13 protein-coding genes are annotated in these 12,218 nt (G+C 51.2%); 5 read left to right on the top strand and 8 right to left on the bottom strand.

The window, feature by feature from the left end; genetic code table 11:
- Positions 1–17: 17 nt before the first annotated feature.
- Positions 18–1,391, bottom strand: coding sequence for a multidrug efflux MATE transporter MdtK (gene mdtK / locus OGX97_RS08130; RefSeq protein ID WP_032943310.1), 1,374 nt, complete (start codon positions 1,389–1,391; stop codon positions 18–20).
- A 217-nt stretch (positions 1,392–1,608) separates the two neighbouring features.
- Here mdtK and OGX97_RS08125 point away from each other — a divergent pair, with 217 nt between their 5' ends.
- Positions 1,609–2,256: a riboflavin synthase gene (locus OGX97_RS08125; protein ID WP_003832752.1), complete on the top strand. Its 648-nt coding sequence runs from the start codon at positions 1,609–1,611 to the stop codon at positions 2,254–2,256.
- Positions 2,257–2,297: 41 nt separating this feature from the next.
- Here the strand turns inward: OGX97_RS08125 and cfa are convergent, their stop codons facing one another.
- The gene (gene cfa / locus OGX97_RS08120) at positions 2,298–3,446 is read right to left on the bottom strand and encodes a cyclopropane fatty acyl phospholipid synthase (protein WP_008784662.1); all 1,149 of its coding nucleotides are present in this window, start codon (positions 3,444–3,446) and stop codon (positions 2,298–2,300) included.
- A 290-nt stretch (positions 3,447–3,736) separates the two neighbouring features.
- A complete protein-coding gene (gene punC / locus OGX97_RS08115) occupies positions 3,737–4,942 on the bottom strand; it encodes a purine nucleoside transporter PunC (RefSeq protein WP_032943314.1) in 1,206 nt (401 codons plus the stop codon).
- Between the two features lie 112 nt (positions 4,943–5,054).
- Between punC and punR the strand changes: the two genes are divergently transcribed.
- Positions 5,055–5,987 (top strand): DNA-binding transcriptional activator PunR, encoded by a 933-nt coding sequence (gene punR, locus OGX97_RS08110; protein ID WP_003029215.1) that lies wholly within the window; start codon positions 5,055–5,057, stop codon positions 5,985–5,987.
- On the opposite strand, the gene purR is transcribed toward punR, so the two are convergent.
- The gene (gene purR, locus OGX97_RS08105; RefSeq protein WP_003832757.1) at positions 5,984–7,009 is read right to left on the bottom strand and encodes an HTH-type transcriptional repressor PurR; all 1,026 of its coding nucleotides are present in this window, start codon (positions 7,007–7,009) and stop codon (positions 5,984–5,986) included. The two genes, punR and purR, sit on opposite strands and share 4 nt — an antisense overlap.
- Before the next feature lie 297 nt (positions 7,010–7,306).
- On the opposite strand from purR, the gene cydH reads away from it, so the two are divergent.
- Positions 7,307–7,396, top strand: a complete 90-nt coding sequence (cydH, locus tag OGX97_RS08100; protein ID WP_003029209.1) for a cytochrome bd-I accessory subunit CydH — start codon at positions 7,307–7,309, stop codon at positions 7,394–7,396.
- Positions 7,397–7,571: 175 nt separating this feature from the next.
- The gene (locus OGX97_RS08095; RefSeq protein WP_235123883.1) at positions 7,572–8,741 is read left to right on the top strand and encodes an MFS transporter; all 1,170 of its coding nucleotides are present in this window, start codon (positions 7,572–7,574) and stop codon (positions 8,739–8,741) included.
- A gap of 39 nt (positions 8,742–8,780) precedes the next feature.
- On the opposite strand, the gene sodB is transcribed toward OGX97_RS08095, so the two are convergent.
- Complete coding sequence (sodB, locus tag OGX97_RS08090; protein ID WP_235123880.1) at positions 8,781–9,362, bottom strand: superoxide dismutase [Fe]; 582 nt, start codon at positions 9,360–9,362, stop codon at positions 8,781–8,783.
- Between the two features lie 127 nt (positions 9,363–9,489).
- Positions 9,490–10,320 carry a C40 family peptidase gene (locus OGX97_RS08085; RefSeq protein ID WP_235123877.1) on the bottom strand — a complete coding sequence of 277 codons (831 nt, stop codon included), beginning with the start codon at positions 10,318–10,320 and terminating at the stop codon, positions 9,490–9,492.
- A gap of 334 nt (positions 10,321–10,654) precedes the next feature.
- Here OGX97_RS08085 and grxD point away from each other — a divergent pair, with 334 nt between their 5' ends.
- Positions 10,655–11,002, top strand: coding sequence for a monothiol glutaredoxin 4 (gene grxD, locus OGX97_RS08080; protein ID WP_003832760.1), 348 nt, complete (start codon positions 10,655–10,657; stop codon positions 11,000–11,002).
- Positions 11,003–11,055: 53 nt separating this feature from the next.
- Here the strand turns inward: grxD and rnt are convergent, their stop codons facing one another.
- Positions 11,056–11,703: a ribonuclease T gene (gene rnt / locus OGX97_RS08075; protein WP_003029200.1), complete on the bottom strand. Its 648-nt coding sequence runs from the start codon at positions 11,701–11,703 to the stop codon at positions 11,056–11,058.
- 95 nt (positions 11,704–11,798) lie between these two features.
- Positions 11,799–12,206: a lactoylglutathione lyase gene (gene gloA / locus OGX97_RS08070; protein ID WP_003832762.1), complete on the bottom strand. Its 408-nt coding sequence runs from the start codon at positions 12,204–12,206 to the stop codon at positions 11,799–11,801.
- Positions 12,207–12,218: the final 12 nt, after the last annotated feature.

The raw sequence follows: 12,218 nt of genomic DNA, 5'->3' as shown, positions 1-12,218 counted from the left end.
TGGCGGCTTTTATGAGGTTATCGCGCAGCGCGTTGTAAAATAACCGCTGACGGCTGGCGTTGTAGAAACCGCATCCGCAGCATCATCAGTATCGCCGCAGAGGTCAGGCCGATAATAAAGCCCATCCAGAATCCCGCCGGTCCCATCCGGTCAACTACCAGATCGGTAAGCGCCAGAATATAACCGCTCGGCAGGCCCAGCACCCAGTATGCCGTAAAGGTAATAAAGAAAATGGAACGCGTATCTTTATAACCACGCAGGATCCCGCTGCCAATAACCTGGATAGAGTCCGAAATTTGATATACAGCGGCCAGTAACATGAGCTGAGCCGCCAGGGCGACAACTTCCGGGTTATTGTTATAGAGCAGGGCAATATGCTCGCGGAATGTCACGGTGAAAATCGCCGTTACGACCGCCATGCACACACCAACACCCAGACCCGTTCTGGCTGCGGTTTGCGCATCCAGCGTGGAACCCTGGCCCAGACGATAACCGACACGAATGGTGACGGCGGCAGCCAGAGACATTGGCAGGACGAACATTAACGAGCTGAAGTTCAGTGCGATCTGATGTCCGGCTACGTCGACAATCCCCAGTGGAGAAACCAGCAGCGCGACCACCGCAAACAACGTCACTTCGAAAAATAACGCCAGCGCGATAGGTAAACCCAGCTGTACCAGACGCTTCATTACTGCGGTGTCAGGTTTCTGGAAACCACGCGCATTACGGATATCGCGCATTGAACGCGCACGTTTGATGTAAGAGAGCATGGCGATAAACATCACCCAGTAAACCGCTGCTGTTGCCACACCACAACCCACGCCGCCCAGTTCCGGCATGCCTAAATGCCCATAAATGAAAACATAGTTAACCGGAATGTTCACCAGCAGGCCGAGAAAACCCATCACCATCGCCGGTTTAGTCTTGGCTAATCCTTCGCACTGGTTACGGGCTACCTGGAAGAACAGATAACCCGGTGCGCCCCACAGCAGGGCACGCAGGTAGCCAACGGCTTTATCCGCCAGCGCCGGGTCGATGTTATGCATGGAGCGAATAATGTACCCCGCATTCCATAGCACAACCATAATCAGCACGGAGACGCTGCCCGCCAGCCAGAATCCCTGACGTATTTGATGGGCGATACGGTCGCGGCGTCCGGAACCATTGAGTTGCGCAATTACCGGCGTCAACGCCAGCAGTAGTCCGTGACCAAACAGAATGGCCGGTAGCCAGATGGACGTACCAATGGCGACTGCCGCCATATCCGTCGCGCTGTATCCGCCCGCCATGACGGTATCAACGAATCCCATTGCGGTTTGAGCGATTTGCGCAAGAATCACCGGAATTGCCAGAGCTAATAACTGACGCGCTTCACTTACATACTTTTGCACGTGTACACCACTATATTGTTGTTATTTGAGAGACTAAAAAAGCCGCCTTATATGGCAGCAAGGAGAAAAAGCAGGGGAAATTTCAGTCTATTGTAGCGAGGAATACGTAATTCTCCAGTGAAAAAACAGGCGCTGGTGGTGCATTGCTGGCAACCTGAATTTCCACCTGCTATTGTGCTGTGCAGAGATGTCTTAATTGAGTTCAGGAGTAGGAAGTATGTTTACGGGTATTGTGCAGGGCACCGCAAAATTGGTGTCCATTGATGAAAAACCAAATTTTCGTACGCATGTTGTGGAGTTGCCTGAATATATGCTGGATGCGCTGGAGACCGGCGCATCGGTTGCCCACAATGGGTGCTGCCTGACGGTCACCGAAATTAACGGTAACCAGATAAGCTTCGACCTGATGAAAGAAACGCTGCGTATCACCAACCTGGGCGATCTGAAGGTTGGAGATTTGGTTAACGTTGAACGTGCGGCAAAATTCAGTGATGAGATTGGCGGACATTTAATGTCGGGCCATATTATGACCACTGCCGAAGTGTCGAAAATTCTGACCTCGGAGAATAACCGTCAGGTGTGGTTTAAAGTCCAGGATCCGTCGCTGATGAAATATATCCTGTACAAAGGATTTATTGGTATTGACGGTATCAGTCTGACGGTCGGTGAAGTGACGCCGACGCGTTTCTGTGTACATTTGATCCCGGAAACGCTGGAGCGTACGACGCTTGGCAAGAAAAAGCTGGGCGCACGGGTTAATATCGAAATCGATCCCCAAACGCAGGCGGTGGTTGATACCGTTGAGCGTGTCCTGGCGGCGCGTGAAAGCGCCATCAGCAACATAACGGGCGAAGCGGGAGCCTAAGCCTGAGAGTAAAGCCCCCGTTGCTACGGGGGCGAAAACGATTAGCGGGGAACGCGCAGACCGTGTTCAACACCGCGGGAAAATACCACCTGCCATAGCTGAATATCTCGAGCACGAAACGCCCCGGCGCAGGCGTTCAGATAATAGCTGAACATCCGTTTGAAACGTTCGGTATAGTTATCGGCGATTTCAGGCCAGGAGCTCATGAAACGCTCGTGCCATGCCATCAGCGTCGTGTCGTAATCCGCGCCAAAATTATGCCAGTCCTCCATCACAAAATGCGGTTCGCTGGCGTTGGCAATCTGGCGAACTGACGGCAAACACCCGTTTGGGAAGATATACTTATTGATCCACGGATCAACGTTATTGTCGGTTTTTTTGGAGCCGATGCTGTGCAGTAAAAAGAGACCATCCGGTTTTAAATTACGATCGACCACCTCAAAATAGGTGGCGTAGTTCTTCGGTCCAACATGTTCAAACATGCCGACGGAGACAATGCGGTCGAATTTGTCGTTCAGGTCGCGATAATCCTGCAGCAAAATGGTGACATCCAGCCCAGCGCAACGTTCCTGTGCCATTTTCTGCTGTTCTGCCGAAATGGTCACACCCACCACGCTCACGCCATATTGCGATGCCATAAACTGGGATAAACCACCCCAGCCACAGCCAATATCAAGCACCCGCATTCCTGGCTTCAGTTGCAATTTTTCAGCAATCATTTTGAGCTTCGCCTGCTGGGCAGATTCCAGAGTGTTGGCATCTTTCCAGTAGGCGCAGGAATACTGCATATAAGGGTCAAGCATGCGGGTAAAGAGATCGTTGCCCAAATCGTAATGTTCTTTGCCGACCATCCACGCACGTTTTTTGGTCTGTAAATTGAACAGGCGAGCCGTGGCGATACGTAGCGTATCTTTAAAGTGGCGGGGGAGTTGGTTTTCAAGACCGGCGCGCAAGACTTTACTAAAAAACATGTCCAGCCGGTCGCATTCCCACCAGCCATCCATATAACTTTCACCCAACCCTAACGATCCTTCCTGCAATACGCGTTTGAAAAAATCGGGGTTCTTTACTCGAATATCAGCCGGTGCATTGCCATTAATGGCAATGCCTGCACGGCTCAATAATTCATTGGTAATGCGGTACCAGTCATCATCCGGTACGCTGACGTCTTCTATACATGATGAACTCATAGCTTCTCCATCACTGGTCGGTGATCAGAACCTTAAAACAGCGTAGACGCTTTTTTGGGCTTTGTGAGAAATCTCACGGAATTAATCCGCGAATCTATAATCCGACGTAGAACAGAGGAAGGGAGAAACCCTTGCCGAAAAGGCCATCCGTGGTAAAACGGGAACGTTCTTGTCCCCGTTAACGCATTAAAATTATCGTTTTTTTAACAACTGAAAATCAGTATATGCCTGAATTTTTGACGATTCAACCAATAATTGTTAGCGGGCTAACTAAATGCCCGCAACCATTATTAGTGCGACTCTCCGTGGGCAACTTGCGCACGATCATCTGTTTGCGGGGCGTCAGTTTTCTGCGACTGCATTTTGTAACCCACAGCAGCCAGCAATACTGTTGTCAGCATAACGCTGGTGGTGGTGAGCAGTGGGGTGGCAATCAACCAGGAAACGACAAGGCTTGCCAGGAAGCATAAACCCAGTTGCAGCGTATTCTGCAATGCGGCTGCGCGTCCAGTGGCCTGTGGGAAAGGGCGTAATGCCTGCGCGACAACGATAGGGTAGATTGCGCCGTTCGCAATCGCCATAACGCAGAATGGGATCAGGATTTCAGCCAATGCAACATGATGAATAAAGCCGGTCGCCCAGGTGCCTACAACGCTGAAGGCATACAGAATGAGTAACCAGGGCAGCAGCTGACGACCCTGCCATTTTTGCAGCGCTGCACGACAGCCGTAACCACCAATTAAGAAGGCGATAGTTTGCGGAACATAGCTCAGACCAATTACCGCTGGGCTATAACCCATTTCGCTGAGGATGAACGGGGAACCTGTCAGCCATGCGAAAAAGCTCGCGGAACAGGCGGCATAAATCAGCACGTTTCCACGGTAAGTTTTCGAGCGCAGCAAGGTAGCGAAAGTCAGTTTATCCTGGCTGTCATCGCGCGCTTTAGCCGTTGGCTTGAGACGCAGAGCCGGAAGCATCAGAATCAGAGTAATGGCAAACAGAGTGGCAAAAATGGCCTGCCAGGAAAAATGTACCAGGATCCAACTGCCTAATAGCGGGGCGAGTGCAGGAGATAACCCGACCAGCGGCATAATAGTGGCAAAGATGCGGTTTACTTTTTGTGAAGGATAATAATCGGTAACCAGCGCTTGCCAGATAACCGATGCCGCACAGACGCCAACGGCCTGAACAAATCGCAGTACCAGCAGACCAGTGGCGTTTTCAACCCATAGCATGCCCAGACTACCCAGTGCGAAGATAGATAAACCCAGCAGCAAAATAGGCTTGCGACCATAGTGGTCAGAAAGCGGCCCCCACAGCAGTTGCGCGACGGCAAACCCCGCTAAGAACAAGCTCAGGCTGGCGCTGACGGCAGATGCAGGTGTTTGCAGATCGGACTGAATAGCAGCAAAGGCAGGTAGATACATATCCGTTGCCAGAAAACCGAGCACGCTAAGACCTGCCAGCCAGACTAAAAACCCTTTCCCAGGTTGCATCATCATTTCTCTTTTTTAGCAGTAGAACAATGCCGCTGAGTGTAGTGAGTGTAATTCTCGCTGTGAAACGCTAATATTTGCTTACTGATTTCAAATTTTTTGCAGGCAGAATATGTGGTCGGAATATTCACTTGAAGTGGTTGATGCGGTTGCGCGTAACGGCAGTTTTAGTTCGGCCGCGCAGGAGCTGCACCGTGTACCTTCGGCAGTAAGCTACACCGTACGCCAGCTGGAAGAATGGCTAGCGGTGCCACTTTTTGAGCGACGCCATCGGGATGTGGAATTAACGCCTGCCGGGGCATGGTTTTTAAAAGAAGGCCGCTCTGTTATCAAAAAAATGCAGATCACGCGCCAGCAATGTCAGCAAATTGCCAACGGCTGGCGCGGACAGCTGGCGATCGCCGTCGATAACATTGTCCGCCCGGATCGTACCCGACAGATGATCGTGGATTTCTACCGTCACTTTGATGATGTGGAGTTGTTAGTTTTTCAGGAAGTGTTTAACGGCGTGTGGGACGCACTGTCTGATGGGCGTGTGGAGCTGGCCATCGGGGCCACACAGGCCATTCCGGTCGGGGGGCGCTATACCTTCCGCGATATGGGAATGCTGAGCTGGAGCTGCGTGGTAGCCAGTCATCACCCACTGGCGTCAATGCCCGGACCGTTAAGTGATGACACGTTGCGCAACTGGCCGTCACTGGTGCGCGAAGATACCTCCCGAACATTGCCGAAGCGTATTACCTGGCTGCTGGACAACCAAAAGCGCGTCGTCGTGCCGGATTGGGAATCCTCTGCGACCTGTTTGTCCGCGGGATTGTGCGTGGGCATGGTACCGACGCATTTTGCCAAGCCGTGGATCGATAGTGGTAAATGGGTTGCACTGCAACTGGAGAACCCCTTTCCTGATGCCGCATGTTGTCTGACATGGCAGCAGAACGATACGTCACCAGCATTGAGTTGGCTGCTGGACTATTTAGGGGATAGTGAAACGTTGAACAAGGAATGGCTGCGGGAGCCAGATGAGACTCCCGCACAACAGGCTTAACGGCGGTAATCGCGGAACGGACCGTCGGCAACGGAGCGACGCTCAACCAGGCGCGGATGCACCTCGATAGACTGTGACTCTTCACGTTTATTCACGATACGGTCTAACAGCATGTTGAAGGCCGTTTCACCCAGTGAATCCTTCGGCTGGTGAATGGTCGTCAAGGCCGGCGTGAAGAAGCGGGCGTTGCGCACGTTGTCGTAGCCGATGAGTGAGACATCCTGCGGTACGCGCAGTCCCATTTCGTCAGCGGCGCACAGCGCACCCATTGCCATAATATCGCCACCGCAGAAGACCGCGGTCGGACGATGAGACTGCGACAGAATTTGCTGCATGGCGCGGTAGCCGGATTCAGGCTCAAAATCGCCCTGGACAATCCAGTTTTCAGGCACTTTAATCAGCGCTTCTTCCATCGCTTTCATAAAGCCAGCCAGACGCCCAGCCCCGGTGTTACGTTCCATTGGGCCAGGGATCACGCCAATCTCACGATGACCGCGTTCTACCAGATACCGACCCGCCATGTAACCGCCTTCGAAGGCGTTATCAATGACCGTATCAGTAAAGTCGGCTTTTGCTTCGCCCCAGTCCATGACGACCATCGGGATATGGCGATACTCTTCGAGCATCGAAAGCAGCGACTCCGGATACTCAGAACACATCACCAGCAGACCATCAACGCGCTTTTGCGCCATCATCGACAGATAAGCCTGCTGTTTTTCGAGACTGTTCCATGCGTTACCCAGGATCAGGGTATAGCCTTTCTGGAAACAGTTTTTCTCAACGGCTTCGATAATTTCGGCGAAATAGGCCGCTTCGCTGCTGGTCGCCAGCAAGCCGATAGACTTGGTGTGATTTACCTTCAGGCTGCGGGCAACTGCGCTCGGAGAATAGTGCAGTTCTTTGATCGCTGCCCAGACAGCATTACGTGTTTCTTCCGCGACAAAGCGCGTCTTGTTAATTACGTGTGATACGGTTGTAGTGGAAACGTTTGCTCGCTTCGCTACATCTTTAATTGTTGCCATTACATCTCACTCCAGACCATATCCTAAGCTCCTGAGAATACTCCAGGTAAACGTTTGCCTTTACATACCCTTATCGCAACGTAAGGGTTGCGGCACGCCGGGAAAACGACACGGAACGTCAGGAAGGGGTCAATGGCCGGTACGCTAATCAAGTAAGCGTGGAATTTTGTCTGATCTTAACGAAAAGGGGAAGAGTTAAAAGCAGTTATCAATATAAATCGTGAGAGATTTTTGCTTTCAAGTGTGTAAAAATGCGCAATATCACTTTTTGTGTGGGAATAAAAAGGAGAAAACTTGATGAGCACCGATCTGAAATTTTCGTTAGTGACTACCATTATTGTTCTGGGTTTGATCGTCGCGGGTGGTCTGACCGCAGCGCTGCATTGATTCCCCCGAGGGAGTTAGCTCTCCCTCATCCCTTCGATTCGTTTTTCCCCTCTATTGTTTGCGAATAAGCAAAAGTCTTTTGCAGTTTTGTTAACTTTATTAATTTTGCGATCAATGTCATGCTTTTGACTCTTATTTTATGTCGTGCCACGGCTCGACGAAACGGAGTCGAAATATGAAAATCAATTACCCTTTACTGGCGCTGGCAATCGGGGCGTTTGGTATTGGCACCACCGAGTTTTCGCCAATGGGGTTATTGCCCGTCATTGCTAAAGGTGTGGACGTCTCGATTCCGGCGGCTGGCATGCTGATCAGCGCTTATGCGGTAGGTGTGATGGTAGGTGCACCGCTGATGACATTGCTGCTGTCTCATCGTGCGCGACGTAATGCTTTGATATTCCTGATGGCGATTTTCACGCTGGGTAATGTGCTTTCGGCTATCTCGCCGGATTACACCACGCTGATGCTATCGCGTATTTTGACCAGTCTTAACCATGGAGCCTTTTTTGGTCTCGGTTCTGTGGTTGCAGCCAGTGTGGTACCCAAACATAAGCAGGCCAGCGCCGTGGCAACGATGTTTATGGGGTTAACCATCGCCAATATTGGCGGCGTTCCGGCGGCGACCTGGCTTGGTGAAACCATCGGCTGGCGCATGTCGTTTATGGCCACTGCGGGGCTGGGTGTCATTGCGATGGTCAGCCTGTTCTTCTCATTACCCAAGGGTGGAGCAGGAGAGCGCCCGGATGTCCGTAGCGAACTGGCGGTACTTATGCGCCCACAGGTGCTGTCGGCGTTACTGACTACCGTACTGGGTGCTGGGGCGATGTTCACGCTGTATACCTACATCTCGCCGGTTCTGCATACTATCACTCATGCTACACCGGCATTTGTTACCGGGATGCTGGTGTTGATAGGCGTTGGCTTCTCGATCGGTAACTATTTTGGCGGCAAACTGGCTGACCGTTCAGTCAACGGTACGCTGAAAGGCTTTTTACTGCTGCTGATGGTTATTATGCTGGCCATTCCTTTCCTTGCGCGTAATGAGCTGGGAGCGGCGGTCAGTATGGTGGTCTGGGGCGCGGCGACGTTTGCGGTCGTTCCACCGTTGCAGATGCGTGTGATGCGCGTTGCCAGCGAAGCGCCTGGATTATCATCGTCAGTCAATATTGGCGCGTTTAATCTGGGGAACGCCCTTGGTGCAGCGGCCGGTGGGGCGGTGATATCTGGCGGCCTGGGCTACAGTTTTGTGCCGGTGATGGGGGCGATTGTGGCGGGACTTGCGCTGCTGCTGGTGTTCATATCCGCAAGAAGACAGCCTGAAGAGGCTTTCACTATCGTGAATTAATGCAAAAACGCAGAAGGAAGTCCTTCTGCGTTATCTTTTTTATGCTGCGAAGTTATTCGCAACAAATTCCCAGTTCACCAGTGCCCAGAAATGTTCCAGGTAGCCAGGACGAGCATTGCGATAGTCGATGTAGTAGGCGTGTTCCCACACGTCAACGGTCATCAGCGGCGTCGCGTCGGTAGTCAGCGGAGTACCTGCGTTGGAGGTGGAAACGATAGCCAGTTTGCCATCAGTTCCTTTAACCAGCCAGGTCCAGCCAGAACCGAAGTTTTTGATAGCTGCATCGGTGAATTGCGCTTTGAAATCTGCAAAGCTGCCAAAGGAAGCGGCGATTGCATCGGCTAGTTTACCGGTTGGTTCGCCACCTGCGTTCGGTGCCAGGCAGTTCCAGTAGAACGTGTGGTTCCATACTTGTGCTGCGTTATTGAATACACCGCCTTCAGAGCTACGAACGATCTCTTCCAGTGATTTGCCTTCAAACGCCGTGCCTTTAATCAGATTGTTCAGATTGGTCACGTAGGTTTGATGGTGTTTGCCATAGTGATATTCCAGCGTTTCGGCAGAAATGTGCGGTGCCAGAGCATCTTTGGCATACGGTAATGCAGGTAATTCAAACGACATTGCTTCTCTCCTTATTATTTATATTGAGTACACACAATAGCCTCATTGTGAGTAAGGATAGGGTAGCAAATTGAAAGGTTATGCAAAAGAAGAACTTACCCTACAGCATGTTCTGTAGGGTAAGTTTTTAGCGAATTGTTTTTGGCGTCATTACCCGACGAGCGCCCACATAGTGGCGCTGCCAGTAATCTTCGCTCAGAGAGGTGATTTGAATTTCCTGCCCGCTGCGCGGTGACTGAATAAACTTACCGTTGCCGACGTAGACGCCGACGTGATCGGCTGTTCCGCGACCCTGGGTACGAAAGAATACCAGATCACCATTTTTCAGTTCGCCACGTTCAATTGGTGCGGCATCACGCAGATGGTACATTTCATTCGCGGTACGCGGAATGCGGAACTTCACCAGATCTTTATAGGCGTAATAAACCAGACCGCTGCAGTCAAACCCGGTTCTTGGCGAGGAGCCGCCCCAACGATAAGGTTTGCCGATTTGGTTCATCAAGGTGGACATAGCGGTTTTAGTCGCTTTCTGCACTTTCACTTTATGTGCATCAGCAAGCGTAGTCGGTGCAGTGGTTTTCATCTTCACGCAGCGTGGTTTATGACCTTTGCGCGGTGTGCATTTTTCCGTCCAGGTAACGGCTGCGGTTTGTGCTGCGGCAGTTTTACCACGGCGATTTGCAGTTTTAGTCGACTTTGCCGGAGTGGCAGTGCGTTTTTTAGAAGAGGAAGCGGTTTTGGTGCTGGTTTTGCTGGTGGTTTTTGTCGCCGTTTTCTTACTGGTCTTTGTTGTTTTTTGGCTGGTTGTTGCGCTTTTCTTTTTATCTACCGTTTTGATGGTGTGAGAATTGGTAGGTGTCGTCCTGGCCTGCTTGGAAGCATGAGCCATAGGCGTAAAGGGCAGTGTAGTAAAAAGTAAAGCACAGAGCGTGATCGAGATTCGGTTTATCCGCGCCACTGAGCAGTCCTCTGGTAAGGCAGGTCTATCGTGCCTGCGTGTGATTTTCAAAACTTGACGATTCTAATCTATAGAAAGAGGGAAAGTTAATAGCTTTTTTAGTTTAAAACTGCGTTTCGTAACCGACCGCAAAAAAAAACAGCAAATAGAGATAGAATTGGTGAACAGATAATCAAATCCACATGTTTGAAGGGGATAAGTGAGATTGTGAATGCAACTTTTAGCGTCAGGGGATAAAATAATAACGCGTAATGAAAATGTTATTTTCCGTTGCCTGTCTGACCCGTTACAATGTCAGACTACTGCCGTAAAAGAAGTTTAAGGAAGCAAGATAATGAGCACCACTATCGAAAAAATCCAGCGCCAGATCGCTGAAAACCCGATTCTCCTGTACATGAAAGGTTCCCCTAAACTGCCAAGCTGCGGTTTCTCCGCACAGGCTGTGCAGGCGCTGTCAGCCTGTGGTGAACGCTTTGCTTATGTTGATATTCTGCAGAACCCGGATATTCGCGCCGAACTGCCGAAATACGCAAACTGGCCAACTTTCCCACAGCTGTGGGTTGATGGTGAGCTGGTTGGCGGTTGTGACATTCTGATCGAAATGTACCAGCGCGGTGAGTTGCAGCAGCTGATTAAAGAAACAGCAGCAAAATACAAAACCGAAGAGCCGGACGCTGAGTAATACCAGCAGAAGTAAAAAAGCGACCTGAAATGGTCGCTTTTTTTATGTCGCCGTTACGCTTCTTCAGGCACGGGAAGAGGCCAACCGCCGAGACGTTTCCAGCGGTTAACGATTTCGCAAAACAGCACGGCCGTGCGTTCGGTGTCATACAGCGCTGAGTGCGCCTGATTCCCGTCAAACTCCATTCCCGCCGCCAGGCACGCTTTTGACAACACCGTCTGCCCCAGAGACAGACCGCTTAATGCCGCCGTATCAAAGGTTACAAATGGGTGGAACGGATTACGTTTGAGCGAGGCGCGTTCTGCTGCAGCCATCATGAAACTGTGGTCGAACGTAGCGTTATGCGCCACCATGATCGCCCGATTGCAGCCGCTGTCTTTAATTCCTTTACGCACCATTTTGAAGATGGCATGCAGAGCATCATATTCGCTGACCGCACCGCGTAGCGGATTGTTAGGGTCAATACCGTTAAAGGCGAGCGCTTCCGGTTGCAAATTGGCACCTTCAAACGGCTCTACGTGGAAATGTAACGTCGTGTCCGGCATCAGCCAGCCTTGTTCATCCATTTTCAGTGTGATGGCGGCAATCTCAAGCAGCGCATCGGTTTTGGCATTGAACCCTGCGGTTTCGACATCAATGACGACAGGATAAAAACCACGAAAACGGTCACACAGACCGGAAAGTTGAGCGTTATCGGACATCTGGGTCTCTTAATACGGGAAAATTGCAGCGCGTATTATGGCAAAATGATGAGTATAAAACTATGGGCACAGACGATCTGCGCCCGAGGGGGAGATTAATCGCCCAGGCCGCGCCCGGCGTCTTTCTCTTCGATCAGCTCAATTTTGTAGCCGTCCGGATCTTCAACGAACGCAATCACTGTGGTGCCGCCTTTTACTGGACCTGCTTCACGCGTTACGTTACCGCCATTCTGGCGAATACGTTCACAGGCTTCAGCCGCGTTGTCTACGCTCAGGGCGATATGGCCATAGGCAGTACCCAGATCATACTTGTCGACACCCCAGTTATAGGTCAGTTCGATTACTGCTTCACTGGTTTCAGGACCGTAGCCGACAAAAGCCAGAGAGTACTTGTATTCAGGGTTTTCGCTGGTACGCAGCAGCTTCATGCCCAGCACGTTGGTATAAAACTCGATGGAACGCTGCAGGTCACCCACGCGCAGCATGGTATGGAGTAAACGCATCTTTTTCCCCTT

The sequence above is a fragment of the Citrobacter sp. Cpo061 genome, from assembly GCF_030332845.1.
In the GTDB taxonomy this organism is placed as follows: domain Bacteria; phylum Pseudomonadota; class Gammaproteobacteria; order Enterobacterales; family Enterobacteriaceae; genus Citrobacter; species Citrobacter portucalensis.
The sequence above is the reverse complement of the archived record's forward strand: the minus strand, read 5'-3'. Positions and strand labels throughout refer to the sequence as shown.